The organism is Streptomyces lasalocidi, from assembly GCF_005280215.1.
In the GTDB taxonomy this organism is placed as follows: domain Bacteria; phylum Actinomycetota; class Actinomycetes; order Streptomycetales; family Streptomycetaceae; genus Streptomyces; species Streptomyces longwoodensis.
In genome coordinates this window covers 1,355,313-1,381,902 of sequence record NZ_SZNQ01000001.1, presented here as the reverse complement: position 1 = coordinate 1,381,902, position 26,590 = coordinate 1,355,313, and the positions used below count along the sequence as shown (strand labels likewise).

Sequence of the window (26,590 nt, the reverse complement as noted above, 5' to 3'; positions counted from 1 at the left end):
GTAAAGTGGGCGCCACCATGTCCAAGAAGACGTTCGAGGAGCTCTTCGCCGAGCTCCAGCAGAAGGCCGCCCAGGGCGACCCCGCCACCTCCCGCACCGCCGAGCTGGTCGGCAAGGGGGTCCATGCCATCGGCAAGAAGGTCGTCGAAGAGGCCGCCGAGGTCTGGATGGCCGCCGAGTACGAGGGCAAGGAGGCGGCCGCCGAGGAGATCTCGCAGCTGCTGTACCACGTCCAGGTGATGATGGTCGCCCGCGGGATCTCCCTGGACGACGTCTACGCCCACCTCTGAGCCGTACCGCCCGCCCCATTCAGCGCGTTTCCCAGCGCATCCGCCAGCGAACGAACGAAGGAAGCCGACCTCATGCTGCGCATCGCCGTCCCCAACAAGGGTTCCCTCTCCGGCCCTGCGGCGGACATGCTGCATGAGGCCGGCTACCAGCAGCGCCGCGAGTCCAAGGAACTGCGCATCGTCGACCCGGAGAACGAGGTCGAGTTCTTCTACCTCCGCCCCCGCGACATCGCGATCTACGTCTCCTCCGGCCGCCTCGACATCGGCATCACCGGCCGCGACCTGCTGATCGACTCCGGCGCCAACGCCGAGGAGATCCTCCCGCTCGGCTTCGCCCGCTCCACCTTCCGCTTCGCCTCCAAGCCGGGCACGGCGGACGGCATCGACGACCTGGCGGGCAAGACGGTCGCCACCTCCTACGAGGGCATCGTCGCCAAGCACCTCGCGGACAGCGGCGTCGACGCCTCGGTCGTCCACCTCGACGGCGCCGTGGAGACGGCGATCGAGCTGGGCGTGGCCGAGGTCATCGCGGACGTCGTCGAGACGGGCACCAGCCTGCGCAACGCCGGCCTCGAGGTCTTCGGTGAGCCGATCATGAAGTCCGAGGCCATCGTCGTCCGCCGCACCGGCGCCGACGCCGAGGAGCCCAAGGTGCAGCAGTTCCTGCGCCGCCTCCAGGGCGTCCTGGTCGCCAGGACCTACGTGATGATGGACTACGACTGCCGCGTCGAGCAGCTCGAGAAGGCCGTCGCGCTCACCCCGGGCCTGGAGTCGCCGACGGTCTCCCCGCTGCACAACGAGGGCTGGGTCGCCGTCCGCGCCATGGTCCCCGCCAAGGAGGCCCAGCGGATCATGGACGACCTGTACGCCATCGGCGCCCGGGCCATCCTGACCACGGCCATCCACGCCTGCCGCCTCTGACCCCGGCCGGCCGTCCACGACGGCCGTCCCCGGCCGAGGCCGTCACCACCCCGTCGCCTGTGAGGGACCACCCCCCGATGTCCGACCCGACCCCGCTGCCCGACCTCCCGGTCACCTTCCGGCCGGGCCGCACCCGCGTGATCCTGCTCACCGCGGGCCTCGCCATCTTCGTGGTGATCACGACGATCGCGATGCTCCTGGAACAGCTCGGCCCGGGGGAGCGGCTCAGCTTCATCCTCACCGGCGCGCTGATCTTCGGCGTGCTCGCGCTGCTGGCCCGGGTGCGGGTCGTCGCCGAGGACTCCGGGGTGACCGTGGTCAACATCGCGAGCCGACGGCGCCTGGAGTGGGCGCAGATCCTCCGGGTGAACCTGCGTCCGGGTGATCCCTGGGTGTTCCTCGACCTCAGCGACGGCACCAGCCTGCCCGCGCTCGGCATCCAGCCCGGCGTCGACAAGCAGCAGGCCATCGCGCACGCCCGCACCCTGCGGGCGCTGGCCGAGGCCCGCCCGGTCCACGACCCGGGGCGGCCCCAGGGCTGATCCCGCCCGGGATCCGGGACGGCTCCGGGTGGTTCACCCTGCCCGAAGCGGGCCCGTCCCGATTAACCTGGTGGCGGAGGCGTTGTCGTGCCTCCGCCACTGATGCACCACCCGGACCCAGTGGTTCCCGACTACCCGAGGAGTGACTCCCTCCAGCGATGGACGGATCGTCCTGTAGTACCTGCGCCGCCCCCGTGCGACCTCACGAGGCGGCGGCCCCATGACCATCCCCCTGCTCCTGCTCGCGGCGGCCTTCCTGCTCATCCTGGCCAACGGCTTCTTCGTCGCCGCCGAGTTCGGTCTCGTCACAGTCGAGCGCCCGGAGGCCGAGAAGGCCGCCGCCGAGGGCGACGCGCGTGCCCGTACGGTCGTCGAGTCGCTGCGGCAGCTGTCCTTCCAGCTCTCCGGCACCCAGCTCGGCATCACCATCACCTCCCTCGTCGTCGGCATGCTCGCCGAGCCCGCGCTCGCGGAGCTGCTGCGCGGCCCGTTCACGGCGATCGGCATTCCCACGGGCGCCGTCTCCGGCGTCGCCGTGGTCGTCGGCATGCTGCTGGCCTCCGCCGTGCAGATGGTGATCGGCGAGCTCGTGCCCAAGAACTGGGCCGTGTCCCGGCCGTTGCAGGTCGCCCGCTTCGTGGCGGGCCCCCAGCACGCCTTCGCGCGTCTGTTCCGGCCGGTCATCGCCGGCCTGAACACCGTCGCCAACCGCTTGGTGCGCGCCCTCGGCGTCGAGCCCGCCGACGAGCTGGCGTCCGCCCGCACCCCCGGCGAACTGGTGTCGCTGGCCCGGCACTCCGCCCAGGCGGGCGCCCTCGAACAGGACACGGCCGACCTGTTCGTGCGCACGCTGTCCCTGGCCGAGCTGACCGCGCAGCACGTGATGACCCCGCGCGTGAAGGTCAGCGCCCTGCAGTCGACGGCCACCGCCGAGGACGTGGTCAACCTGACCCGCGCCACCGGCCTGTCCCGCTTCCCCGTCTACCGAGAGAAGATCGACGAGGTCGTCGGCATGGTCCACCTCAAGGACGCCCTGGCCGTCCCGGTCCACGACCGGCTGCGCACCCCCGTGGGCCGCATCGCCCGCCCGGCCCTGCTGGTCCCCGAGACCCTCCCGGTCCAGCCGCTGCTGGCCCGGCTGCGCAGCGAGCAGCCCATCGCCGTCGTCGTCGACGAGTACGGCGGCACGGCGGGCGTGGTGACCCTGGAGGACATCGTCGAGGAGATCGTCGGCGAGGTCCGCGACGAGCACGACGGGCAGGACACGCCAGAGCTGGCCCCCGCCCCGCCGGAGGACGGCCGGCCTGCCTGGGACGTCGACGGCAGCTGCCGCGTCGACGCCCTGCGGCGCATCGGCCTGGCGGTCCCCGAGGGGCCGTACGAGACGGTCGCCGGCCTCGTCGCCGACCTGCTCGGCCGCATCCCGGCCGTCGGCGACCGGACCGAGCTGCCCGGCTGGCGGCTGTCCGTGCGCCGGGTCGGGCACTACCGCGCCGAGCGGATCCGCCTCGTGCGCACCGGGACCGTCGTGGAGGCGGCCCGATGAGCCTGCTGCAACTGCTGTTCGCCGGGCTGCTGGTGCTCGCCAACGGCTTCTTCGTCGGCGCCGAGTTCGCGCTGGTCTCCGTGCGGCGCAGCCAGATCGAACCGCTCGGCACGGCCCGCGCCCGCCAGGTCCTCCACGGCCTGGAGCACCTGCCGCAGATGATGGCCGCGGCCCAGTTCGGCATCACGGTCTGCTCGCTGACCCTGGGCGCGGTCGCCGAGCCGACCGTGGCCCGGCTGCTGGAGCCGCTCTTCGAGGCGGTCCACCTGCCGCACGGCGTGATCCACCCGCTGGGCTACGTCATCGCCCTGGCCGCGGTGGTCTTCTTCCACCTCGTCATCGGCGAGATGGTCCCGAAGAACCTGGCCATGGCCGCGCCCGAGAAGGCCGCGCTGTGGCTCAGCCCCGGCCTCGTCTGGTTCGCCCGGCTGTGCCGGCCGATCACGGTCGCCCTCGGTTTCTGCGCCCAGGGCATCCTGCGGCTCTTCCGCGTCGAGCCCAAGGACGAGGTGGAGGCCGTCGTCACCAGCGAGCAGCTCAACCGGCTGCTGGAGGACTCCGGGCAGGCTGGCCTGCTCGACCCCGAGGAGCAGGAGCGGCTGGAGGACGCCCTGGAGCTGGGCTCCCGCCCGGTGACGGACGTGCTCCTGAAGCGGGAGTCGCTGATCACGGTGCCGCCCTCGGTCACCCCCGGGCAGATCGTGGAGCTCACCGCCCGCACCGGCTACTCGCGCTTCCCGATCGCCGCGGAGAAGAGCGCCAAGGGCACCTTCATGGGCTACCTGCACGTCAAGGACGTCCTCGACCTGGAGGAGTCCGACCGCGCGGTGCCGCAGCAGGTGTGGCGCCCCATGACGACGCTGCGTCCGGAACTCCCGCTGGACGACGCCCTGACCGTCATGCGGCGCGCGGCGACCCACCTCGCGCAGGTGGCGGACGCCGGCGGACGGGTGCTGGGCCTCGTCGCCCTGGAGGACGTCCTGGAACTGCTGGTCGGCGAGGTGCGCGACCCGGCGCACCGCGAGGCGCGCAACGTCCGGCTGACGTCGCCCCGGGTGAGCGGGGAGCCGGAGGAGGCGCTCGCCTAGGGAGCACCGAGGGGCGTGACGAGGGGACTACAGGGCCGAGGGGTCCTGTGGTCCCCGTCCCGACAGCACCTCGCCGTACGCCTGCATCAGGTCCGGCAGCCGCAGGGTGGCCAGGTCGGCGCGAGTCAGCGCCCCGGGGTAGGTCGACAGCCTGAGGTCCCGGTACGCGCAGCTCTTCTCGTACAGCGTCCGCAGGAACCGCCCGTTGCCCAGCTCGTCGATCCACCCCTGGTCCACCACGTGCCCGGCGATCGACCGCAGCTCGTCCAGGGCCTCCTCGTCCCAGAGGTCGCCGTTCTCCGCCGCGAGGACCTTGCCGATCTCGGTGAGTTCGAGCGGCCGGTAGGAGGGGAAGTCCACCCGGCTCGTGAACCGCGAGGACAGTCCCGGGTTGGCGGCGAGCAGCCGGTCCATCCCCTCGGGATAGCCGGCCAGGATGACCACGAGGTGGTCCCGGTTGTCCTCGGCGCGCTTGAGCAGCACCTGCAGCGCCTCGTCGCCGTACGCGTCGCCCTTGCCGTACCCGGTGTTGGACAGTGAATAGGCCTCGTCGACGAAGAGGACACCGCCCAGCGCGGAGTCGATGAGCTCGTTGGCCTTCACGGCCGTCTGGCCCAGGTACTCGCCCACCAGGTCGGCCCGCTGCGCCTCCACGAGGTGGTCGCCGCCGAGCAGCCCGAGCGCGTAGAAGACCCGGCCGAGGATGCGGGCCACGGTGGTCTTGCCGGTGCCGGAGGGCCCGGAGAAGACGAAGTGCCGCTTGGGCGGCTGGACGGGCAGGCCCTGCCCGGCGCGCAGCCGCGCCATGTTCAGCTGCGCGGACAGCGCCTTGACCTGCCGTTTCACGGGCTCCAGGCCCACCATCCGCTCGAGTTCGGCCAAGGCCTCCTCGAGCAGGCCGGGGTCGGTGGGGCCCGCCGGCAGCGACGGCGTCGGGACGGCGGTCTTGTGGCGCGCGGCCCCGCCGGACGCCGGGGGCGGGGCGCCGACCGGGGGCAGGTCGGCGGGCTCGCCCAGCCGCAGGTCCCGGCCCTCGGTACCGAACAGCGGGTCCAGCACGTCCGGCCCGTCCACGCTGTCCTGGCCGAAGCCGCCCAGCGCGATGGCGGCGAAGTCCGCCGGGTCGTCGTCGTACCCGTCGCCCTCGGCGATCGCCGCGAGCCGCGCGGAGGTGTCCATGAACGCCGGGTCGACCCGGTGCACGGCCCGGTACAGGGGGAGCGCGGCGGCCGACCGTCCCGTCCCCTCGTGGGCCCGGGCCAGCCAGTACCGCAGCTCCTTGCGCTGCGGCTGCTCGCTGCGGCACCGCATCAGCGCCGTCGACAGCAGTGGCTCGGCCTGGCCGTACATCTCCAGCCGCACCCGGGCCATGCCGCCGAACAGCCCGGCCTCGATGCCGAGCAGGGGGTCGTCGAGCAGCGGGTCGGTGTGCCGGACCAGCTGCTCCCAGTCCTTGACCAGGTAGGCGCGGCAGGCGTGCAGGAAGCGCACCTGGTGGTCGGTGTCGACCGGGGGCAGTCCGGCGAGCGCCCGGTCCAGCTCCGGCACGTGGCGGCCGTCGAGCCAGTGGGAGGCGTGCGCGAGGAGCAGGTCGCGCGGGCTCTCCAGCACGGGCTGGACCCACCAGCCGAGCCAGTACCAGGAGTTGAGCGTGCGGCGGTGCCGGGCGCGCTGCTCGCCGAAGCGTTCGCGGTGCCGGAACATCCGCAGCAGCGCGGTCGTCGTGTCCACCCGCAGCGCGTGCAGTCCGAGCCAGCCGTCGGCCATGCCCGGGTCGATCCGCACCGCGGTGCGGAACTCCTCCTCCGCCTGGGGATAGGCGCCCATGGTGTAGGCGTCCACGCCTCGCAGCCAGGCGAGGTCGGCCGGGGCCTGAGGGCCCTGGGTGCCGAAGTCCATCACGTCCCCCACAAACCGTGCCCCCGTCGCCCGTCGGCTGCCGTGGTCGAACCGCTGTGCCGCGGAACGGAGTTGAGTGCGGAGCAGCCGTCCGCAGGTCGCACCGATGGCATCGTACCTGCGGGGGAGGGGCCCGCCGTAGGGTGCCGCACGAGCCGTTTGGCGAGGTGGGAGCACGGGGGGCGCGTCGGGCGCGGTGACCCAGGGTGAGCATCCGGCGCCGTGACGGGCCCGGATCGGGGCCCGCGGGGGCCTTTTCGGGGCAGAACGAAGCCCCCGATCACGGGGGAACAACCGGGGGCTTCGCGTCTGCGGGCGGCTACCCTGCCGCACATTGAGAACGTAAGTCCTGTACGGGCCGCCGGTCAAGCGCAGTTGAGGCACTCGGAGAAGTTCCCCCGCAAGGGTCTTCACAGGTTCACCACATCGCGTGCGGACCCTCACTCAGGGTGACGAAGGCCCCGCGCCAGAGGGCGCGGACGGCCCCGGGAGCACCTCGTACCCCTGCTCGGACTGCCGTACCAGCGCGTGCGCGTGGGGCCGCGAGGGATCGGCCGCGAAGTGCGCGCGCTCGGCCGCGACCCAGCCGTCCCAGAACTCCCGCTGCTCCGCTCCGTCCCGCGCGCGGCCCCGCGCCCACGACTCCTCGGGCGGCAGGTCCATCCACAGCAGGCACGCCAGGCTCGGCCGCACCGCACGGCGCCCCACCCCCACGCCCTCCACCAGCACCACGGGTGCCACGGGCAGCGGCCGGGGCGGCCCGTAGCGGCGGGCCCGCCAGTCGTACGGCGCGTAGTGCGCGGTCGTGCCGCGGGCGAGCGGCTCGATCACCTGGGCCCGCAGGCGCCCGGTCCACCCGAACAGGTCGTGGTGGCAGGCGAGGTCGTCGAGGTGGAGCACCGGCGCCCCGCCCAGCGCGGCGGCCACCCGCCCGGCGAACGTCGACTTCCCCGAGCCGGCGTGCCCGTCCACGCCGACCAGGCGGACCGGACCGCAGGACGGGGGGAGCCGGCGGAGCCGGGAGACGAGCGCGTGGACGACGGGGTCGTGGATGGCGGGGTCCTGGGGCATGCGGGGGCGGGAGTGTGCGGCCCGCAGTCTAGTGCCGGCCGCCGCGGGTCCTGCCAGTGGACTCGACCAATGATTCGTGACGCGCGTGGACCGAAGTGCTGGCAGGAGCGGGCGTGGGCGGCCATAGTGGGCGCACCACCGTGCACCCGGACCCGCCCCGACTCCGACACCTGGGGGTCTCCCGCCCATGAGCAGAGCCGAACAGCCGTCCCACAGGGCCCCGCAGCCCTCCCGCAGGACCGTCCTGACCGCCGCGGTCGTCGCCGCCATGACGTCGGCCGCGACGGCCGGCGCCCTGGCCCCGGCCTCCGCCGCCGTCCCCGACGGCCCGGCCGGTCCCGCCGGCCCGGACGCCCCGGCCCGCCCCGTCGACTACCGCTCCTGGACCACGTACGCCGACTGGCGCTCGGGCACCGCGCAGGGCACCCGCCCGGTGGCCGGCGCCCGGCCGGGCCTGGTGATCGCCGCCGCCCACGGCACCGTCGACTACACCGACCCGCACACCGGCACCACCGCGGCCTGGGAGTACGCGACCTGGACCTCGCCGGTGCACCACCTCCCGGTGCCGTCCACGGAGGCCATCGCGTCCTGGAACGCGCACACCCCCGAGGGCACCTGGCTCCAGGTCGAGCTGTCCGGGACGTACTCCGACGGCACCGCGACCCCCTGGTACGTGATGGGCCGCTGGGCGGCCGGCGACCAGGACATCCGCCGCACCTCCGTCGACGACCAGACCGACGGCCGGAGCACCATCTGGACGGACACCTTCTCCATCGACGACGCCTCCACCGGCCTGCGCCTGGCGTCGTACCGGCTGCGCCTGACCCTGTACCGGCGGCCCGGCACGAAGCTCACGCCGACCGTGTGGCGGCTCGGCGCGATGGGCTCCGACATCCCCGACCGCTTCACCGTCCCGGCCAGCGCCCCGGGCCTCGCGCGGGAACTGGCCGTCCCGCGGTACTCGCAGGAGATCCACAAGGGCCAGTACCCCGAGTACGACAACGGCGGCGAGGCCTGGTGCAGCCCCACCTCCTCGCAGATGATCGTCGAGTACTGGGGCGGCCGGCTCACCCCGGAGCAACTGGCCTGGGTCGACCCGTCGTACGCCGACCCGCAGGTCTGCCACGCGGCCCGGTACACCTACGACTACCAGTACGAGGGCTGCGGCAACTGGCCGTTCAACGCGGCCTACGCGGCGACCTTCAAGGACCTCCAGGGCGTCGTCACCCGCCTCGTCTCGCTCACCGACCTGGAGACGCTGGTCGCGGCCGGGGTCCCGGCCATAACGTCCCAGTCGTTCCTGAAGGAGGAGCTCACCGGCGCCGGGTACGGCACCTCCGGGCACCTGATGACGGTGATCGGCTTCACCGCCGACGGCGACGTGATCGCCAACGACCCGGCCTCGCCGAGCGACGAGGCGGTGCGCCGGGTCTACCGGCGCCGGGAGTTCGAGAACATCTGGCTGCGGACCAAGCGCTACAACGCCTCCGGCAAGGTCGTCGGCGGCACCGGCGGCGTCTGCTACCTCTACTTCCCCGCGCACCCCACCCCGCGCCAGCGCAAGGCGCTCGCCGCGGTGGGAGTGCGGTGAGCGGGGGCGGGCGCGCCCGCGTGTGAGCAACCTCTCCGCCGCGAACGGCGCGGACGGTGGCAAGGTGGACGGATCGACCGGGCGGCGCACCCGCCCGGCCGAGCTCGACCGGGGCGAGTCGACCGGACCGCCCCGACCGCACGACCACCGCAGTGAGACGCCATGACCGCACACTCCGCCACCGCCCGCGCCCACGCCCGCACCGGGGGCCCGAAGGACGACGGCCCCCGTACGCTCGAACACCTCGCGGGCTGGACCCTCGTCGTGGTCGTCGCGATGCTGATGACGCAGCTGGGGCTGCTGTAGGGCCCTCCTTGACCTGACATACTGCGGATGTCACCGCCGACCGTTGGAATCAGGGTCGAAATTGAACATCCCGCAGCAGCGTGCCGCCGCCCTCCCCGGGGTGCGCGGAACCGAGCGCTCCGTGGCGCGTCGCGCCGAACTCATCGCCATCGGGCGGAGGTTGTTCGCCGACCGGTCCTACGACGCGCTGTCCATGGACGACATCGCGAAACAGGCGCACGTCGCCAAGGGGCTCATCTACTACTACTTCCGGTCCAAGCGCGGCTACTACCTGGCGATCATCCAGGACTCCGTCGCCGAGCTGGTCTCCTTCGCGGCGGGCGGCGCCGGACTGCCCCCGGTGGACCGCGTGCACCGCACCGTCGACGGCTACCTGCGCTACGCCGAGAACCACCAGGCCGCCTTCCGCACGATCGTCAGCGGCGGGGTCGGCTTCGACGCCGAGGTGCACGCCGTGCGCGACGGCGTGCGGGACGCGATCGTCACGACCATCGCCGAGGGCGCGTACGGCTCCGGCGACATCGCCCCGGTCGCCCGGGTGGGCCTGCTGGCCTGGGTGTGCGGTGTGGAGGGCGCGACGCTCGACTGGATCGACCGCCCCGAGCTGTCCCGCGACACGCTGCGGGAGTACCTGGTGAAGACCCTCGGCGGTGCCCTGCGCGCCATCGAGGAGCTGGACCCGACCCATCCGGCCCCGCGGCCGGCCCGCCGGGACGCCTGAGCCGCGCACCGGCACCGCCCGGCCGTCGTGGGGCCCGGGGGACGCGCGAAGGGCGGAGGCTCGTGGACTCCGCCCGTCGCACCCCGTGGGGGTCCCGGTTCCCCTAGCCGATGGCCTTGATCAGCTCACCGTTGGCCGTGTCGCCGCTGAGCTCCCAGAAGAAGGTCCCGCCCAGCCCCTGCTGGTTCTTGTACGCCGTCTTGGTCGCGATGGTCGCGGGGGTGTCGTAACTCCACCACTCGCTGCCGCACTTGGCGTAGGCCGTGCCGCCGACGGTGCCGGTCGCGGGGCAGCGGCTCTTCAGCACCTTGTAGTCCTCGATGCCGTTCTCGTAGGTGCCCTTCGCCGGGCCGGTCGCGGTGCCGCCGGGCGCCGCCTGGGTGACGCCGGTCCAGCCGCGGCCGTAGAAGCCGATGCCGAGCAGCAGCTTGGCGGCGGGGACGCCGAGGCCCCGGAGCTTGGCGATGGTCGCCGAGGTGTACATGTCCGCCTTGGGGATCCCCGCGTAGGAGGTCAGCGGCGAGTGCGGGGCGGTCGGCCCGGTTGCGTCCCAGGCGCCGAAGTAGTCGTAGGTCATCGGGTTGTACCAGTCCACGTACTGTGCCGCGCCCCCGTAGTCGGCGGCGTCGATCTTGCCGCCCGCGGTGGCGTCGGCCGTGATGGCGGCCGTGACCAGGTTGCCGCTGCCGAACTTGGTGCGCAGGGCGCCCAGCAGGTTCTTGAAGGCCGTCCGCCCGCTGGTGTCGCAGGTGTTGCCGCAGGCGTTGGGGTACTCCCAGTCGATGTCGATGCCGTCGAAGACGTCGGCCCACTTGGAGTTCTCGACCAGGTCGTAGCAGGACTGGGCGAACGCGGCCGGGTTCTTCGCGGCCTCGCCGAAGCCGCTCGACCAGGTCCAGCCGCCGAAGGACCACAGCACCTTCAGGCCCGGGTGCTTCTTCTTCAGCTTGCGCAGCTGGTTGAAGTTGCCGCGCAGTGCCTGGTCCCAGGTGTCGGCGACGCCGTCGACGGACTCGGCGGCGGTGTACGCGCGGTCGGTGGCCGCGTAGGCGTCGCCCATCGCGCACTTGCCGCCGGTGACGTTGCCGAAGGCGTAGTTGATATGCGTCAGCTTCGCCGCGGAGCCGGACGTCTCGACGTTCTTGACCAGGTACTTGCGGTCGTAGGTGCCCCACTCGGTGAAGTAGCCGACGACCTTGGAGCCGGCGGCCGCGGCGCGCGGGGCGGGGCTCGCGGTCGCGGTGCTCGCCCCGGCGCCGGCCAGCAGGCCGACCCCCAGGGCGGTGGTACACAGACCGGCGACGAGTGCGCGGAGTCGGGAGCGGCGGGGGGTGTGCTGCATCGGTGGCTCCTCGTGGGGGAGAGGGGAACGCACGCCGATTGGCATGAACGCGGTAACGCGGTGACCGTGAGCGTAGGAGGACTAGACCAGTACGGTCAATGGTGCGTACCAATTCACCTACGCGGCGCGGTGTCCCGCCCCCACGGGGTCCGGGGGACGGTCAGCGCACGTCGCCCAGCGGGTCCACGGAGGCGCTGAACTGTCCCGGCCGCACCGGCGGCGCCGAGAGCCGCACCCACTCGGGGTCGTGCCGGCCCGGCAGGGTGCGGCCGCGGTCGGCCCACGCCCGCATCAGAGCGCGGTAGATGGGCGGGTCCTGGGGCGGCGCGGGACGCGGCACGGCCCGGGTGACCGGTTCCGCGCCGAGGGGAGCGGGGACGAACAACTGGCGGTGACGCCCGGGAGCGGCAGACGTGGGGGTCATGCCGGGCCAACGCGCGCGGCCGCGGCCGGGTCACCGGCGCACGGGGTCGCGCGTGCGTTCGCGGAGTGCCCCCGGCGCGCGGTCACTTCGCACGGTGCTCCGTCATCGGGGCGTCGGCAGGCCGCACTTGACGGCGCATCAGGACGCACTGGACCCGCACCACGACCTTGCGGAACGTGGCGCGGGGCAGCTGCGGCTGGGAGGTGAGCCGGATCCGGCTCAGGCGGCCTGGCGGCGCATCACCGGCACGCGCATCGGGCGCGAGCCCGGGCCGCCGACGTGGGAGAAGGGCTGCGTGCGCCAGTCGAGTCCCTGAGGGAGCGTCAACAGCAGTGCGGTGTCCTGCTCCTGGGGCTCCACGCTCTCGTCGGCGGGGCGGGCGTCGGACGCCGCGCGGCCGGTCCCGGCACACACCGTGAGCCCGAACGGGTTCCACGGCGAGGCGCACAGCGCGTGCTCCGGCAGGGACTCCTCGTCCGCCAGCAGGGCGATGGGCTGGGCGCAGTCCGGGCAGATCACCCGGTACATCTCGAACGTGTCGTAGGCGTCGAACTCGTCGTCGAACGCGTCGAGTTCAAGGGAGTCGTCGTCGGGTTCGACGCCCTCCGGCTCGGGCTCGACGACGACCGACTGGAGCCGCTTGGACGCGGATCGACCAGGGCGCTTGACACTCTGCATGGGATTCTCCCCCTCGGGCTGGGCCGTGACGGCACTGCGGCCTCGACCACAGCAAGCACTTCCCGCGGGGTCCCGGTGGTAATCACGGGACCATCACGAAGCCCGACCACGGCCTGTGGCGTTCGTCACACGTCCTGCACGGGTGTCGCGGGCCGTCCGCACGGCCCCCGATCCGCGCCCGCCTCCCCGGTCACATCACGAACCGGCCATGACCTGGGCTGCATAGGTATACGTGGAGATCAGCGGCACTGTAGGTTCTGCGCCATGGAGGAGCTGGACCGCCACATCGTGCAGCTGCTCGTCAAGGACGGGCGGATGAGCTACACCGACCTGGGCAAGGCCACGGGCCTGTCCACGTCGGCCGTGCACCAGCGGGTGCGCCGGCTGGAACAGCGGGGCGTGATCCGCGGGTACGCGGCCGTCGTCGACCCCGAGGCCGTCGGGCTGCCCCTGACCGCCTTCATCTCGGTGAAGCCGTTCGACCCGAGCGCCCCCGACGACATCGCCGAACGGCTCGCCGGCGTGCCCGAGATCGAGGCCTGTCACAGCGTGGCCGGCGACGAGAACTACATCCTCAAGGTCCGCGTGGCCACGCCGCACGAGCTGGAGGAGCTGCTGAGCCGGCTCCGGGCCCTGGCCGGCGTCTCCACCCGGACGACGGTCGTCCTGTCCACCCCGTACGAGGCGCGCCCGCCGCGCATCTGACCAGGGGGCCCGGTACGGGGCGGCGGGGGAGAAGCGCGAGACTGTCCCCATGAGTGAACGCACCCCCGAGCCGAAGACCGTCCTGCTTCGCCGCGGAGAGGTCCACAGTCCCGCCGATCCGTTCGCGACCGCGATGGTCGTCGAGCGCGGACAGGTCGCCTGGGTCGGCTCGGAAGGCGCGGCCGACGCCTTCGCGGACGGCGTCGACGAGGTCGTCGACCTCGACGGCGCCCTGGTCACCCCGGCGTTCACGGACGCCCATGTGCACACCACCGCCACCGGCCTCGCCCTGAGCGGCCTCGACCTGTCCGACGCGCCCTCCCTGGAGGCGGCCCTCGTCCGCGTGCGGGAGTTCGCCGCCGCCCGACCGCAGGACAGGGTGCTGCTCGGCCACGGCTGGGACGCCGCCCGCTGGCCCGGCGGCCGCCCGCCCACGCGCGCGGAGCTGGACGAGGCGACCGGGGGCCGCCCCCTGTACCTGTCCCGGATCGACGTGCACTCGGCGGTCGTCACGACGGCCATGCTCGAACTGGCCCCCGGCCTCACCGCGGGCGACGGCCCGCTGACCGCCGACGCCCACCACGCCGTGCGCGCGGCGGCGTTCGCGGCCGTGACGCCCGCCCAGCGCGCCGAGGCCCAGCGCACCGCCCTCGCCCACGCGGCCTCCCTCGGCATCGGCTCGGTCCACGAGTGCGGCGGCCCGGAGATCTCCTCCGAGGACGACTTCACCGGCCTGCTGCGGCTGGCCGCCGAGGAGCCGGGGCCGCGCGTGGTCGGCTACTGGGCCGAGCAGGACGTGGCGAAGGCCCGTGCGCTGGGCGCGGTCGGCGCGGCGGGCGACCTGTTCGTCGACGGCGCCCTCGGCTCGCACACCGCCTGTCTGCACGCCCCCTACACCGACGCGGAGCACACCGGGACCGCCTACCTGGACGCCGAGGCGGTCGCCGCGCACGTCGTCGCCTGCACGGAGGCCGGCCTCCAGGCGGGCTTCCACGCCATCGGCGACGCCGCGGTCACCGCCGTCGTCGAGGGCGTCCGCACGGCCGCCGAAAAGCTGGGCCTCGCCCGGATCCGCGCGGCCCGGCACCGCGTCGAGCACGCCGAGATGCTCACGCCCGAGACCGTGGCGGCCTTCGCCGAGCTGGGCCTGACCGCCTCCGTGCAGCCCGCCTTCGACGCGCTGTGGGGCGGCGAGGACGGCATGTACGCCCAGCGCCTCGGCGCCGAGCGCGCCCGCACGCTCAACCCGTTCGCCGCCCTGCTGCGGGCCGGCGTCCCGCTCGCCTTCGGCTCGGACAGCCCGGTCACCCCGCTCGGCCCCTGGGGCACCGTGCGGGCGGCCGCCTTCCACCGCACCCCCGAGCACCGCGTCTCGGTGCGTGCGGCCTTCACCGCCCACACCCGGGGCGGCTGGCGGGCGGTCGGCCGGGACGACGCCGGCGTGCTGGTGCCCGGCGCACCCGCCGACTACGCGGTGTGGCGCACCGGCGAGCTGGTCGTGCAGGCCCCCGACGACCGGGTCGCCCGCTGGTCCACCGACCCCCGCTCCGGCACGCCCGGCCTGCCCGACCTCAGCCCCGGCCGTGACCTGCCCGTCTGCCTGCGCACGGTCGTCGCGGGCCGGACCGTGTACGTACGCCCGGGCGAGTGACCGGGCCCGGTACGGCGACGGCCGGGCGGGTGATCCGAGGTCACGGCCGCGGCAAGATCACCCGTCCGCCCGTGCCGGGGCCGGCCGCGCCGCATCGGCCCTGACCTGCGCTTCGGCCGAAGATCCGCAGGTCACGTGGTGGTTGACAGCCGACGGCCGCGGGCCGGTAGGTTCGGCGGAGTCCACCACCGGACGCCCCACCGGGGAACCTCCGCGACTCGGCCGCCGCGCCACTGGGTCAGGGACGGCGTGCCGCACCGGCGCACCGCCACTGGGAGCCAGGCTCAGCGCAAGCGCAGCGCCGAGGGAACGTTCCGTCGGCCGGGGAGGTGTGACCCGGGTGGGGCCCGGGCGCTCAGTAGACAACGGCTTCAGGTCGATCCGCAGCCAGCGGGTCCCAGGTCGGCCCGAAGGGCGCCGGGCCCCCATCCGCAGCAGCGCGCGGCCTCCGCCGCCCCACCGGGGGAGCCCCCGAAAGGTGATCTCTTGCCCACCTCGGGGGAAACGGCACCACCTCGCGGTCCTCCTGTCACGTCGGCGCAGGCGAAGGCCACTATGGTGGTCCCCTGCGTACGGACATGAAGGGGCAGCAGTGAACGACGGCGACGGGACCCCCGCGGCACAGGAGCGAGGGAGGAAGTTCGGCCCGCTCGGCACGACCTTGGTGATCATCCCGACCTACAACGAGGCGGAGAACGTCAAGGGCATCGTCGGCCGGGTGCGCGAGGCCGTCCCCGAGGCCCACGTCCTCGTGGCCGACGACAACAGCCCCGACGGCACGGGCAAGCTCGCCGACGAGCTGGCCGCCCACGACGACCAGGTCCACGTCCTGCACCGCAAGGGCAAGGAGGGGCTGGGCGCCGCGTACCTGGCCGGCTTCCGCTGGGGCCTGGAGCAGGGCTACGGCGTGCTCGTCGAGATGGACGCCGACGGCTCCCACCAGCCGGAGGAGCTGCCCCGGCTGCTGACCGCGCTGAAGGGCGCCGACCTGGTCCTGGGCTCCCGCTGGGTGCCCGGCGGGCGCGTGGTGAACTGGCCCAAGTCCCGCGAGTTCCTCTCCCGGGGCGGCAGCACGTACTCGCGGCTCATGCTGGACGTGCCGCTGCGCGACGTCACCGGCGGCTACCGCGCCTTCCGCCGGGAGACCCTCGAAGGGCTCGGCCTCGACGACGTCGCCTCCCAGGGCTACTGCTTCCAGGTCGACCTGGCCCGCCGCGCCGTCAAGGCCGGCTACCACGTGGTCGAGGTCCCCATCACGTTCGTCGAGCGCGCGCTCGGCGACTCCAAGATGAGCCGCGACATCGTCGTGGAGGCACTGTGGCGGGTCACCGCCTGGGGTGTGGGGGCGCGGGTCGGCAAGATCACCGGCAAGGGCGGCGACCGCCCGCAGGAGTGAGGAGGCCCGTCCGCGCCGGCTGCCCGCGGCCCGTGCCGGACTGCTCCGGACCTGGGGGATCGCGCTTATCCCGCGCTGAGCCCCGGCCAGGCACACTGGACGCATGACGACTGGTGCCCCGATCACTTCCTCCTCCTCGTCCTCCGGCCGGCCCCGCCGGTCGCGGCTGCGCACCGTGCTGCCGCTGGCCGTCGTGGCGTGGCTGGTGCTGGAGGTGTGGCTGCTGACCGTGGTCGCGGGCGCGTCGAGCGGGCTGGTCGTCCTGCTGCTGATCGTCGCCGGGGTCGTCCTCGGCTCGGCCGTGATCAAGCGCGCGGGCCGCCGGGCCTTCCAGAACCTGAACGAGGCGCTGAACCGCGGCACGGCCCCCGGCCGGGGCGGCGGCAACGGCCTGATGATGCTCGGCGGCCTGCTGCTGATCCTCCCCGGGCTCGTCTCCGACGTCCTCGGCCTGCTCCTGCTGCTGCCGCCGGTGCAGAAGGCCGTCGGCCGCTACGCCGAGCGCACGGTCGACCAGAAGCTGCGCGCGGCGGTCCCCGGGTCCCTGGGCGACGCCTTCCAGCAGGCCCGTATGCACCACCCGGACGGCAAGGTCGTCCCGGGCGAGGTCGTCCGGCACGACACCGGCACGGACCCGTCCGCGGAGGACCGCCGCCCGCCGCTCACCCGCTGAGCCCGCCGTAGCCGGCGGGAGTCGGGGGAGCGGCGGCCGGGGAACACGCAGAACGACCGCGGGCGCCGTACGTCACCTTCACGTACGGCGCCCGCGGTCGTTGTGCGCGCGGTGCGCTGATCCTGCCGAAAGCCCGCTAGGCGCTCTTGCGGCTGTCCCGGGGATGAACCGCGAGGTTCATCGCCCCGGACCGCAGAACGGCCAGCCGCTCCTCGAGGACCTCTTCGAGTTCCTCGCGCGTGCGCCGCTCCATCAACATGTCCCAGTGCGTACGCGCAGGCTTCGCCTTCTTCTCCTCAGGGCCGTCGCCGTCCACGAGGAGTGCCGGCGCACCGCAGACCTTGCACTCCCACTCCGGCGGGATCTCCGCCTCGACCGAGAAGGGCATCTCGAAGCGGTGCCCCTTCTCGCATGCGTACTCCACGGCCTGGCGGGGGGCCAGGTCGATGCCGCGGTCCGTCTCGTAGCTGGTCACCACGAGGCGCGTGCCGCGAAGAGCTCGCTCACTCATGAATCGTGCCTCCCGGGCTTGTCGCCCACAGGACAGGTGTCGCTGTCGTCGTCATCCGGTCAACGTCCGGTCGGCGGTAAAGATTCCCGTTCCGAGTCCCGTTCCGGGCAATGCGTCGCCGTCGTAGCCGCAGCCTTGTCAACCAGTGCAGTACCCACCGGCGCCCGGTTTGTCACATCTGTTAGGAGATGTCACCCAGTGCTTCGGCATCTTTGACGCGCAGTAACGGTACGCCTGGCAGGCCAAACGCGTACACTACCGCCCTTTCGCCGCCAGCGCTAAATCCTCTCGGGTACGGGATTGCCCGCGTCACCGATCGCTCGCCGTACGGGTACCCGCGCCAGCAGGACGAACCCTATGACGAAGAACGCGACCAGGGAGACGATCGCGTCCCGGTAGCTGCCGGTGACCTGGTAGGTCACGCCGAACAGCAGCGGGCCCAGCCAGCTCATGCCGCGGTCGCTCATCTCGTACGCGGAGAAGTACTCGGCCTCCTTGCCCGGCGGAACCAGGTGGGAGAACAGGGAGCGGGACAGCGCCTGGCTGCCGCCCAGCACCAGCCCGATCGCCGCGGCCAGCGCGAAGAACCCGGCCGGCGCCCCGGCGGGCAGGAAATAGCCGACGGCCAGGACCAGCGTCCAGGCGAGCAGGGAGCCGAGGACGGTCCGCTGGGCGCCGTAGCGGCGGGCCAGCCGTCCCATCCCCAGGGCGCCCGCGACCGCCAGCACCTGCACCAGCAGGACCGCCGTGATCAGCGTGGACTGCCCGAGGCCCAGCTCCTCGGAGCCGTACACCGACGCCTGGGAGATCACCGTCTGGATGCCGTCGTTGTAGACGAGGTAGGCGAGGAGGAAGCCGAGGGTCAGCGGGTGGCGGCGCATGTCGCGGACGGTGGCCACGAGCCGGCGGAACCCCGGCGCGGTCGGCTCCCGGCCGTCGCCCGGGGCGCGGTCCGGCGCCGGTCGGTCGCGCAGCCGCAGCAGCGGCACCAGCGTGAAGCCGCCCCACCACAGCCCCGCCGAGGCCAGACAGATCCGCACCGCCGTCGTCTCGGAGACACCGAAGGAGTCGTGGGCCAGGTAGAGCACCAGGTTGACGACCAGCACCAGCGAGCCCGCCGCGTACCCGAACGCCCAGCCGCGCGAGGACACCGCGTCGCGCTCCTCGGGCGGCGCGATCTGCGGCAGGTAGGAGTTGTAGAGCATCATCGCCACGGACTGGGCCGCGTTCGCCACGACCAGCAGCGCCCCGCCCAGCAGGTAGCGGTCGCCCTGGAGGAAGAACATGCCCGTGGTGGCCGCGGCCCCCAGGTAGGCGGCCGCGCCCAGCAGCGGCTTCTTGCGGCCACTGCGGTCGGCGGCGGCCCCCACCAGCGGCATCACCAGGACGGCCACGACCACCGACAACGACACCGAGTACGCGAAGAACGACCCGGCCCGCACCGGCACGCCCAGCGGGTGGACGTAGCCGTCGGCGTCGGCCGCGTGCCGGGCGACCGACGTGAGGTAGGGGCCGAGGAACACGGTGAGCACGCTCGTCGAGTAGACCGAGCACGCCCAGTCGTAGAAGTACCAGCCACGCTGCTCGCGCCGCCGCCCGGCGGCCCCGTCGGCCGCCGCCGTCCGCACGGTGTCGGTGCTCACCCGTGCCCTCGCTTCCCCGCTGAGGAGTGCCGCGCGTCCGGTCCGGCGGGGGCGGCCGGGCGCTCACGCCCAGGTGCCGCGCTCCTCCATGACCTTGCGCAACGTGTCGATGTGATCGGTCATGATGCCATCGACGCCCAGGTCCAGGAGCCGGTGCATCCGCTCCGGCTCGTTGACCGTCCACACGTGCACCTGCAGCCCGCGCGCGTGGGCGGCGCGCACGAAGCGTGCGTCGACCACCGGCACGCCCGACTGGCTCTCCGGCACCTGGGCCGCCACCGCCGGACGCCGCGGCGCCGCGGGCAGGCCCCAGGAGCGCAGCCGCAGCCCGAGCACGCCCCGGGTGCCGTACGAGGTCGCCAGACGCGGGCCGGCCAGCCGCTGGGCCCGCACCACCCGGGCCTCGGAGAACGACCCCACGCACACCCGGTCCCAGGCGTTCGCCCGGCCGATCAGGTTGAGCAGCGGGTGCAGGGCCGGCTCCGCCTTGAGGTCGACGTTCCAGCGCGCCTCGGGGAAGGCCTCCAGCAGTTCCTCGAAGAGCGGCACCGGCTCCTTGCCCGCCACGCGCGCGTGCCGCACGTCGGACCACAGCAGGTCGGCGATGCGGCCGGCGCCGTCCGTCACCCGGTCCAGCGTCGCGTCGTGGAAGGCGACCAGCTTGCCGTCCCTCGTCGCGTGCACGTCCGTCTCGAGGTAGCGGTAGCCCGCCTCCAGCGCGCGCCGGAACTGCGCCGCGGTGTTCTCCAGGCCGTCCGCGGCACCGCCGCGGTGGGCGAAGGGGATCGGGCCCGGATGGTCGAGGTAGGGGTGGCGTATGAGGGTGGTCACCCGCGCAGTATGGCCCCGCGCGGTGACCCGGTGGCAACCACCGGGCTGCCGTCCGGTGCCGGCCGCACGGCGAACACGCGGAGGAACAGCTGGGCGAGCGGTCCGATCGACAGCGCGTACAGCAGCGTGCCCGCGCCGAGGGTGCCGCCCAGCACGAAGCCGGTCACCACGACCGCCACCTCCACCGCCGTGCGCATCAGCCGGATCGACCGGCCGGTACGGCGGTGCAGCCCCGTCATCAGCCCGTCGCGCGGACCGGGCCCGAAGGAGGCGGCGATGTAGAGGCCCGTGGCCACGCCGTTGAGGACGATCCCGGCCAGCATGAGCGGGACCCGGACGGCGAGCGCGTGCGCCTCCGGGACCAGCGCGAGCGTGGCGTCCATGGCGAGGCCGACCACGAACACGTTGGAGACCGTGCCCAGGCCCGGCCGCTGGCGCAGCGGGATCCACAGCAGCAGCACCACCGCGCCGACCACGATCGACACCACGCCGATCGACAGCCCGGTCCGCTCGGCGAGGCCCTGGTGCAGGACGCCCCACGGCTCCAGACCCAGGCCCGCCTCCACGAGGAGCGCCGAGCTGGCGCCGTACAGCGCGAGCCCGGCGTACAGCTGCACCAGTCGCCGCGTGAGCCGGCGGACGGGACGGTGTGCGGTGGACAAGGGGCCCCCTGGGTGGTCGTCGTGGACTGGCTCATGTCACTCTGTGGCTTGGCGGTACACGCCATCCATGGCCAATTCGGGGAAGGTGGACTGGTAATCATGGCGCAGTGGACCTCGGCGGTGGGCCCCGCGCAGCTCGCCCGGTTGCTCACCTCCCAGCAGGATCGCCCGGCCGGGCCCGGCACCCGGCGCCCGCCGGCCTACCGCGCGCTCGCCGACGGCATCCGCCTGCTCGTCCTGGAGGGGCGCGTCCCGGTCGCCGCCCGCCTGCCCGCCGAACGCGAACTCGCCCTCGCCCTGTCCGTCAGCCGTACGACCGTCGCCGCCGCCTACGAGGCCCTGCGCACCGAGGGCTTCCTGGAGTCCCGGCGCGGCGCCGGCAGCTGGACGGCCGTGCCGGCGGGCAACCCGCTCCCGGCCCGCGGTCTGGAACCCCTGCCCCCGGACGCCCTCGGCTCGATGATCGACCTGGGCTGCGCCTCACTGCCCGCGCCCGAGCCGTGGCTCACGCGCGCGGTGCGGGGCGCCCTGGAGGAGCTGCCGCCGTACGCCCACACGCACGGCGACTACCCGGCCGGGCTGCCCGCGCTGCGCGCGATGATCGCCGAGCGGTACACGGCGCGCGGCATACCGACCATGCCCGAGCAGATCATGGTGACGACCGGCGCGATGGGCGCCATCGACGCGATCTGCCACCTGTTCGCCGGCCGCGGCGAGCGCATCGCCGTCGAGTCGCCCTCCTACGCCAACATCCTCCAGCTCATGCGGGAGACCGGCGCCCGGCTGGTGCCCGTCGCCATGGCCGAGGGGCTCGCGGGCTGGGACCTCGACCGCTGGCGCCAGGTGCTGCGCGAGGCCGCGCCGCGCATCGCGTACGTCGTCGCCGACTTCCACAACCCGACCGGCGCGCTCGCCGACGAGGACCAGCGGCGCCGGCTGGTGGAGGCGGCCCGCTCGGCGGGCACCGTGCTGGTGGCCGACGAGACGATGACCGAGCTGTGGCTCGACGACGACGTGGAGATGCCGCGGCCGGTGTGCGGCTTCGACCCCGCCGGGTCGACCGTGGTCACCGTCGGCTCGGCCAGCAAGGCGTTCTGGGCCGGCATGCGCATCGGCTGGGTGCGGGCGGCCCCCGACGTCATCCGCAGCCTGGTCGCCGCGCGCGCGTACGCCGACCTCGGCACGCCCGTGCTGGAGCAGCTGGCCGTGAACTGGCTGTTCAGCACGGGTGGCTGGGAGCAGGCGGTCGCGCTGCGGCGCGCCCAGGCCCGGGAGAACCGGGACGCCCTCGTCGGGGCGCTGCGGCGCGAGCTGCCCGACTGGGAGTTCTCGGTGCCCCGCGGCGGCCTCACGCTCTGGGTCCGGGCCGGCGGGCTGTCCGGCTCGCGCCTCGCCGAGGCGGGGGAGCGGGTCGGCGTGCGGGTGCCCTCGGGCCCCCGTTTCGGGGTCGACGGCGCTTTCGAGGGGTTCGTCCGGCTGCCGTTCACCGTGGGAGGGGCGGTGGCGGACGAGGCGGCGGCCCGGTTGTCGGCGGCGGCCCGGATCGTGGAGACGGGCGGCACGGTGGGGGCGGCGGAGGGGCCGCGGACGTTCGTGGCGTAAGCCGGGATGGTGGGGGTCGGCCGGTGTGGTCTGCGGGGCGCGGGTGCGCGGTGGCTGGTCGCGCAGTTGCCCGCGCCCCCTGGGATCGGTCTCGTGAACGGAGCCGCGTCAGGAGGACGTGTCCGCCGGGACCGCCTCGGCGGCCAGCGCGGGTTCGGCCTTGATCAACTCCGGCTTGATCAGATCCGCCTTGATCAGGTCCGGCTCGGCCATCGCCGACGGCACAGGTTCCGACGTCGCCGGCTCCGCGTCGGGCAGCGGCTCCTCGTCGGCCGGGGTGCTCTTGGGCGGCAGCAGGTCCAGGACCGCCTGGCGGTGCGCGTCGCTGGTCGCGTCGTCGTAGGGGTCGGGCGTGGCGGGCACCTGGAGCCGGTGCACCGGACCGGTCCCGAGCCGGGCGTACCCCCGCCCCGGCGGCACGTGGTCGACGGGCGTGGTGTGCGGGGGAGCCCCGAGCACCGTCTCCAGTTGCTCCGCCGACGCCGGTCCCAGCACCACACGCGCGCGGGTGTGCTGCCGCACCGGGTCGCTCAGCGCGTCCAGCGCGTCGAACTGCTCGGCCACGACGACCGTGACGAACGCGGCGCGCCCGTGCCGCAGCGGCGCCTGGAGGAGCGACTGCGGGTCCTGGTGGCCGTCGGCCGCCGCGATGTGCGTGAACGTGGTCGGGCGGTCCAGCAGGATCCACAGGGGGCGCCGCGTGTCGTCCGGCGGGGCCTGTCCGGCCTGCCGGGCGCGGTTGGCGGCGATGAGCCGCCGCTCCGTCTCACCGGACGCCCACTCCAGCGCGGCCAGTGCTCCGGCCAGGCCCACCTCGACGCCCAGGACGCCGTCCCGGCCGGTGAGGCACGCGTACTCGCCGGTGCTGCCGCCCTCGACGATCAGGACGTCGCCGTACTGCAGGGCCTGGAGCGCGAGGGAGCGCAGCAGGGTGGAGGTGCCGCTGCCGGGCTGGCCGACCACCAGCAGGTGCGGCTCGGTGGAGCGGATGCCGGTGCGCCAGACGACCGGCGGGACGTCGCGCTGCTCCTCGCCGTGGGTGAGCGGGAGCGTGCGCGGGACGCCGCTGGGGTCGGTGAAGCCGAGGACGGTCTCGCCGGGCGCGGTGACGAAGCGCTGGGCGGCGATGTCGGTGGGCAGCGGGGCGAGGACGCTCACGTCGAGTTCGTTGCCCTCCTCGTCCCAGGAGAAGAGGTACTCGCGGCCCCGGCCCGCCTTGGCGCTGAGCAGGTGCTGCACGCGGGCGCGTGCCTCGGCCTCGCCGTCCGGGAAGTACGCCGGGTAGCGGATCGACAATTGCGCGACGCGGCCGGAGTCGTCGAACTCGTAGGACGAAATGGCCTTCTCCCACTCCCCGCCGTGGGTGTAGAGGGGAGCGGGGTCCTCGGCCGTGGAGAAGAGCGGCACCAGGGCCTCGTAGAGCGCCTGGAGCCGCTGGAGCTGCGACGCGTCGGGGCCCTCGGGCGCCGACGGGGTGCGGTCGCGACCGTGCCAGGCCGCCGCCGCCATCACGGTGATGACGGCGAGCAGCGGCCCGTACGGCATGAGGGCCACCACCAGGACCGCCGAGGCCAGCAGGAACAGCAGTGGCCCGCGCCGGTCCTTGGGGGTCTCCGCCCACCGGCGCCGGCCGGCCGCGGCCAGCCGGCGCATCCCCCGGCTGATGGTGATCAGCGGGTGGAGGACGTCGGTGGCGCTGTCCGCCGCCGTCCGGGCCAGCTCCCGGCTCCGGGCGATCTGCGCGCTGCCTGTGCTCAGGATGCGGGGGAGGGGGCGCCGGGCCACTGCTGTCTCCTGGAGGTGCGTACGGAAGGGACGGTCGGCGGGTGGGACGGCGGGGTGGGCGGCGTCAGAACTTGATGCCGCCGAGGAGGCTCGCCAGGCTCTCGCCGCCGGCCTTGATGCTGGGGGCGATGGCCGTGCTCGCGAGGTAGAAGCCGAACAGGGCCGAGATCAGCGCGTGGGAGGCCTTCAGGCCGTCCTTGCGGAAGAAGATGAAGACGACGATGCCGAGAAGCACGACGCCTGAGATGGACAGGATCATGGGGGATCTCCTGGTGTTCGGTGGGGACAGTCACCATGAGTACTTCCAGGATCACAGGATGTATCTATACGATAAAAGGTGCAACTGAGTGAAATACCCCGGATTTCACCCTGCTGGGGCAGTGTCGCGCGGCACCGTCGCTCCGACGCGTTGCGGCGGACGGCTTCGTCCGTGATCTTTGCCTCGAGCGGCGTCCGGCATGTGCCCGACGAGCCAGTACCCTGACGATTCACCCGAACGGTTGCATGGAGAGGTGGTCCGGCCGATGACTGAAGCCCCCGACCCCGAGGTCGTGGAGCTGGCGACCAAGATCTTCGACCTGGCCCGGCGGGGCCGGACGGAGGAGCTGGTGGCGTACGTCGACGCGGGCGTGCCGGCGAACCTCACCAACGACCGCGGCGACTCCCTGGTCATGCTGGCCGCCTACCACGGCCACGCCGGGGCCGTCCGCGCGCTGCTCGCGCGCGGCGCCGAGGCGGACCGGATCAACGACCGGGGCCAGACCCCGCTCGCCGGGGCCGTCTTCAAGGGGGAGACGGACGTCATCGAAGCGCTGCTGGAGGCCGGGGCGGACCCCGCCGCCGGCACGCCGTCGGCCGTCGACACCGCCCGGATGTTCGGCAAGGCCGACCTCCTGGAGCGGTTCGGCGTCCACTGAGCGACGCGCGCGGGTCGCCCCTTCAGGGCGGCGGCCGGGCGCCGCCGGCCGGGCGCGGACCCGGTATCGGACCAGGCAGGACGACGACCACGGGGGAGGGCGGTACGGGGCCGCCGGAAATTTCGGTCGCGGCAGGGAGAACTGCCGAGTCATCATGACGTCGTGATTCACGGACGCGATGGCTGGGCAGGTGTTGCCGCACCGCGCGGGCCGTGATGCGGCCCGCATGGGCCACCGACGAGAGGCAGGGAGAGATGGTCTGCAGCAAGCAGGAAACGGCGGGCGCCCCGACGTGTTGTCACGCGGCCAGGTAATGCACGTCCCCGGTTGCGTCGACGCTTGATGTGAGGCTGTTTCCCATGTTCGATCCGTTCATAGCGCCCAGCGGTACGCTGCTCGGCCTGCTCCAGCGGGGCCGTGGCGACGGCACACTGCACGCGCTGACCGCCCCGCGCGCCGAGGCGCTCGCGGCCCTGAACCACTGTGTGCTGCGCGACCCCCGCCGCGACTGGCAGGTCGAGAACCGCTCCCTCTACTACGCCCGTCTCTACCTCGACCTCAACGGCGGACTCGACGACATCGAGGCACACCTGTTCGATGTCGAGGACGCCTTCGACACCGAGGAGTGCCGCACCGGCCTCGCCCTCGCGGTGCTCGGCCACCTGGCCTCCTACGGCCGGCGCGACGCCCTGGAACTGCTGCGCCGCTACGCCGCCGCCGGCTCCAACTGGGCCTGGGCGCTCGACGAACTCGCCCTGCGCGACGACGACGCGGGCCTGCGCGCCCTCGCCGCCCCGGTGCTGGCCCGCTTCGGAACCGACGCCGAGGGCGAGGCCGAGCTGGCCGCCGCCGTACGCGACGCCTTCGAGCCCCGGCCCTGGCGGCTGTGGGCCGAGGACCCGCGCGAGTACGTCTCGGCACGCGTGCGTGCCGCCCAGGAGGCCGGCTGCTTCGACCGGTGGCAACGGCAGATGCGCTCCGGCGGGCCCCGGCCCGGCTGGAGCGTGCAGGCCGTGTTCGAGTGGGCCCAGCAGGGCCTGGAACGCGGCTCCGCCCTGCACGTCCCCGCCGCCCGCTGCCTCGTGGCCGTCGCCGGCCCCGAGGACCGCCCGGAGATCGTCCGCGCCGCGCAGGACGGCACCGAGGGAGCCCGGTGCACCGCCCTGCGCTACCTCGCCGACAGCAACGACCCCGACGCCCTCGGCCTGATCGAGACGGCGGTGGCCACGGGCACCACGACCGTGGTGGAGGCCGCCGTCGACGCCTTCGAACGCATGCGCTCCTTCGCCGCCGTCGAGCGCGCCCGCGGCTGGGCCCACCGCCGCGACGCCCTCGGCGCCGCCGCCGGACGGATGCTCGCCTGCCGCGGCGCCCGCAAGGACAGCGACCTGGTCCTCGGCGCCCTGCGCGAGGCCGTCCGCGGCGAGGGCTGCGACGCGCCGACCCTGTGGACCCTGGTCGACGGCGCCGGACGCCTCGGCATCGTCTGCGCGGCACCCCTCCTGCGCCACATCTACCGGGAGACCGCCTCCTCCCACCTGCGCGGCCGCTGCGCCCGGGCGCTCGCCGCGACCGACCCCTCCTTCCCCACCGGCTTCGCCGTCGAGTGCCTGTGGGACTGCGAGGAGGCCACCCGCGAGATCGCCGCCCGGCACGCCGAGACGGGTGACGCCCGCGTGGTGGAGCGACTGCGCCGCCTCGCCGCCGACCCCGCCGAGGAGGACGACGTGCAGACCGTCGTCCGCAGCCGCATCGGACCCGACACGACCGCCCGCTGACGCCCCCGGGGGTGTCC

General features: G+C 73.7%; 26 protein-coding genes. 15 read left to right on the top strand and 11 right to left on the bottom strand.

All coding sequences use genetic code 11. The features are described from left to right. Window positions 1-17 precede the first annotated feature (17 nt). The 5 genes from E4U91_RS06065 (at window position 18) to E4U91_RS06045 (ending at window position 4,387) form a co-directional block, all read left to right on the top strand. Window positions 18-290 carry a phosphoribosyl-ATP diphosphatase gene (locus E4U91_RS06065; protein ID WP_137305876.1) on the top strand — a complete coding sequence of 91 codons (273 nt, stop codon included), beginning with the start codon at window positions 18-20 and terminating at the stop codon, window positions 288-290. 72 nt (window positions 291-362) lie between these two features. After that, the gene (hisG, locus tag E4U91_RS06060; RefSeq protein WP_137305875.1) at window positions 363-1,211 is read left to right on the top strand and encodes an ATP phosphoribosyltransferase; all 849 of its coding nucleotides are present in this window, start codon (window positions 363-365) and stop codon (window positions 1,209-1,211) included. Window positions 1,212-1,288: 77 nt separating this feature from the next. Continuing rightward, window positions 1,289-1,753 (top strand): PH domain-containing protein, encoded by a 465-nt coding sequence (locus E4U91_RS06055; protein ID WP_137305874.1) that lies wholly within the window; start codon window positions 1,289-1,291, stop codon window positions 1,751-1,753. Between the two features lie 220 nt (window positions 1,754-1,973). Beyond that, on the top strand, window positions 1,974-3,299 hold the full coding sequence (locus E4U91_RS06050) for a hemolysin family protein (protein ID WP_137305873.1): 1,326 nt from the start codon (window positions 1,974-1,976) through the stop codon (window positions 3,297-3,299). Then, on the top strand, window positions 3,296-4,387 hold the full coding sequence (locus E4U91_RS06045) for a hemolysin family protein (RefSeq protein ID WP_137305872.1): 1,092 nt from the start codon (window positions 3,296-3,298) through the stop codon (window positions 4,385-4,387). Before E4U91_RS06050 ends, E4U91_RS06045 begins: the two co-directional genes overlap by 4 nt. 27 nt (window positions 4,388-4,414) lie before the next feature. On the opposite strand, the gene E4U91_RS06040 is transcribed toward E4U91_RS06045, so the two are convergent. Both E4U91_RS06040 and E4U91_RS06035 read right to left on the bottom strand, forming a co-directional pair. Beyond that, window positions 4,415-6,286, bottom strand: a complete 1,872-nt coding sequence (locus E4U91_RS06040) for an AAA family ATPase (protein WP_137305871.1) — start codon at window positions 6,284-6,286, stop codon at window positions 4,415-4,417. A 444-nt stretch (window positions 6,287-6,730) separates the two neighbouring features. After that, on the bottom strand, window positions 6,731-7,357 hold the full coding sequence (locus E4U91_RS06035; protein WP_137305869.1) for a uridine kinase family protein: 627 nt from the start codon (window positions 7,355-7,357) through the stop codon (window positions 6,731-6,733). Between the two features lie 187 nt (window positions 7,358-7,544). Here E4U91_RS06035 and E4U91_RS06030 point away from each other — a divergent pair, with 187 nt between their 5' ends. The 3 genes from E4U91_RS06030 (at window position 7,545) to E4U91_RS06020 (ending at window position 9,975) form a co-directional block, all read left to right on the top strand. Continuing rightward, window positions 7,545-8,948: a peptidase C39 family protein gene (locus E4U91_RS06030; protein WP_137305867.1), complete on the top strand. Its 1,404-nt coding sequence runs from the start codon at window positions 7,545-7,547 to the stop codon at window positions 8,946-8,948. Between the two features lie 162 nt (window positions 8,949-9,110). Continuing rightward, window positions 9,111-9,254 carry an SCO1431 family membrane protein gene (locus E4U91_RS06025; protein ID WP_137305865.1) on the top strand — a complete coding sequence of 48 codons (144 nt, stop codon included), beginning with the start codon at window positions 9,111-9,113 and terminating at the stop codon, window positions 9,252-9,254. A 61-nt stretch (window positions 9,255-9,315) separates the two neighbouring features. Next, window positions 9,316-9,975, top strand: a complete 660-nt coding sequence (locus E4U91_RS06020; protein WP_137305863.1) for a TetR/AcrR family transcriptional regulator — start codon at window positions 9,316-9,318, stop codon at window positions 9,973-9,975. A 103-nt stretch (window positions 9,976-10,078) separates the two neighbouring features. On the opposite strand, the gene E4U91_RS06015 is transcribed toward E4U91_RS06020, so the two are convergent. The 3 genes from E4U91_RS06015 to E4U91_RS06005 all read right to left on the bottom strand — a co-directional run bounded on the left by E4U91_RS06015 (window position 10,079) and on the right by E4U91_RS06005 (window position 12,419). Continuing rightward, entirely contained in the window at window positions 10,079-11,317 is a 1,239-nt protein-coding gene (locus E4U91_RS06015; protein WP_137305861.1) for a glycoside hydrolase family 18 protein, read from the bottom strand. Window positions 11,318-11,477: 160 nt separating this feature from the next. Beyond that, window positions 11,478-11,741: a hypothetical protein gene (locus E4U91_RS06010; RefSeq protein ID WP_241678515.1), complete on the bottom strand. Its 264-nt coding sequence runs from the start codon at window positions 11,739-11,741 to the stop codon at window positions 11,478-11,480. A 219-nt stretch (window positions 11,742-11,960) separates the two neighbouring features. After that, window positions 11,961-12,419 (bottom strand): hypothetical protein, encoded by a 459-nt coding sequence (locus tag E4U91_RS06005; RefSeq protein WP_137305859.1) that lies wholly within the window; start codon window positions 12,417-12,419, stop codon window positions 11,961-11,963. Window positions 12,420-12,683: 264 nt separating this feature from the next. On the opposite strand from E4U91_RS06005, the gene E4U91_RS06000 reads away from it, so the two are divergent. The 4 genes from E4U91_RS06000 to fxsA all read left to right on the top strand — a co-directional run bounded on the left by E4U91_RS06000 (window position 12,684) and on the right by fxsA (window position 16,844). Continuing rightward, window positions 12,684-13,124: an Lrp/AsnC family transcriptional regulator gene (locus tag E4U91_RS06000; RefSeq protein ID WP_067235638.1), complete on the top strand. Its 441-nt coding sequence runs from the start codon at window positions 12,684-12,686 to the stop codon at window positions 13,122-13,124. A gap of 49 nt (window positions 13,125-13,173) precedes the next feature. After that, entirely contained in the window at window positions 13,174-14,775 is a 1,602-nt protein-coding gene (locus E4U91_RS05995; protein ID WP_137305857.1) for an amidohydrolase, read from the top strand. Between the two features lie 592 nt (window positions 14,776-15,367). After that, window positions 15,368-16,171 (top strand): polyprenol monophosphomannose synthase, encoded by an 804-nt coding sequence (locus E4U91_RS05990; RefSeq protein ID WP_137305855.1) that lies wholly within the window; start codon window positions 15,368-15,370, stop codon window positions 16,169-16,171. Between the two features lie 103 nt (window positions 16,172-16,274). Then, entirely contained in the window at window positions 16,275-16,844 is a 570-nt protein-coding gene (gene fxsA / locus E4U91_RS05985; RefSeq protein WP_137305853.1) for an FxsA family membrane protein, read from the top strand. Between the two features lie 136 nt (window positions 16,845-16,980). On the opposite strand, the gene E4U91_RS05980 is transcribed toward fxsA, so the two are convergent. The 4 genes from E4U91_RS05980 to yczE all read right to left on the bottom strand — a co-directional run bounded on the left by E4U91_RS05980 (window position 16,981) and on the right by yczE (window position 20,491). Next, the gene (locus E4U91_RS05980) at window positions 16,981-17,355 is read right to left on the bottom strand and encodes an RNA polymerase-binding protein RbpA (RefSeq protein WP_020128921.1); all 375 of its coding nucleotides are present in this window, start codon (window positions 17,353-17,355) and stop codon (window positions 16,981-16,983) included. A 278-nt stretch (window positions 17,356-17,633) separates the two neighbouring features. Next, window positions 17,634-18,998 (bottom strand): MFS transporter, encoded by a 1,365-nt coding sequence (locus E4U91_RS05975; RefSeq protein WP_137305851.1) that lies wholly within the window; start codon window positions 18,996-18,998, stop codon window positions 17,634-17,636. A 63-nt stretch (window positions 18,999-19,061) separates the two neighbouring features. Next, a complete protein-coding gene (locus E4U91_RS05970; protein ID WP_137305849.1) occupies window positions 19,062-19,829 on the bottom strand; it encodes a glycerophosphodiester phosphodiesterase family protein in 768 nt (255 codons plus the stop codon). Continuing rightward, window positions 19,826-20,491, bottom strand: coding sequence for a membrane protein YczE (gene yczE, locus E4U91_RS05965; protein ID WP_137305847.1), 666 nt, complete (start codon window positions 20,489-20,491; stop codon window positions 19,826-19,828). The genes E4U91_RS05970 and yczE overlap by 4 nt, the downstream gene beginning before the upstream one ends. A 99-nt stretch (window positions 20,492-20,590) precedes the next feature. Between yczE and E4U91_RS05960 the strand changes: the two genes are divergently transcribed. After that, a complete protein-coding gene (locus tag E4U91_RS05960; protein ID WP_137305845.1) occupies window positions 20,591-22,093 on the top strand; it encodes an SCO1417 family PLP biosynthesis transcription factor in 1,503 nt (500 codons plus the stop codon). A gap of 108 nt (window positions 22,094-22,201) precedes the next feature. On the opposite strand, the gene E4U91_RS05955 is transcribed toward E4U91_RS05960, so the two are convergent. After that, on the bottom strand, window positions 22,202-23,878 hold the full coding sequence (locus E4U91_RS05955; protein ID WP_137305843.1) for a hypothetical protein: 1,677 nt from the start codon (window positions 23,876-23,878) through the stop codon (window positions 22,202-22,204). 64 nt (window positions 23,879-23,942) lie between these two features. Next, window positions 23,943-24,137, bottom strand: coding sequence for a hypothetical protein (locus E4U91_RS05950; protein ID WP_007380617.1), 195 nt, complete (start codon window positions 24,135-24,137; stop codon window positions 23,943-23,945). A gap of 265 nt (window positions 24,138-24,402) precedes the next feature. Here E4U91_RS05950 and E4U91_RS05945 point away from each other — a divergent pair, with 265 nt between their 5' ends. Together E4U91_RS05945 and E4U91_RS05940 are read left to right on the top strand one after the other, a co-directional pair. Continuing rightward, complete coding sequence (locus E4U91_RS05945; RefSeq protein WP_137305841.1) at window positions 24,403-24,795, top strand: ankyrin repeat domain-containing protein; 393 nt, start codon at window positions 24,403-24,405, stop codon at window positions 24,793-24,795. Window positions 24,796-25,154: 359 nt separating this feature from the next. Continuing rightward, window positions 25,155-26,573 (top strand): HEAT repeat domain-containing protein, encoded by a 1,419-nt coding sequence (locus E4U91_RS05940; RefSeq protein ID WP_137305839.1) that lies wholly within the window; start codon window positions 25,155-25,157, stop codon window positions 26,571-26,573. Window positions 26,574-26,590: the final 17 nt, after the last annotated feature.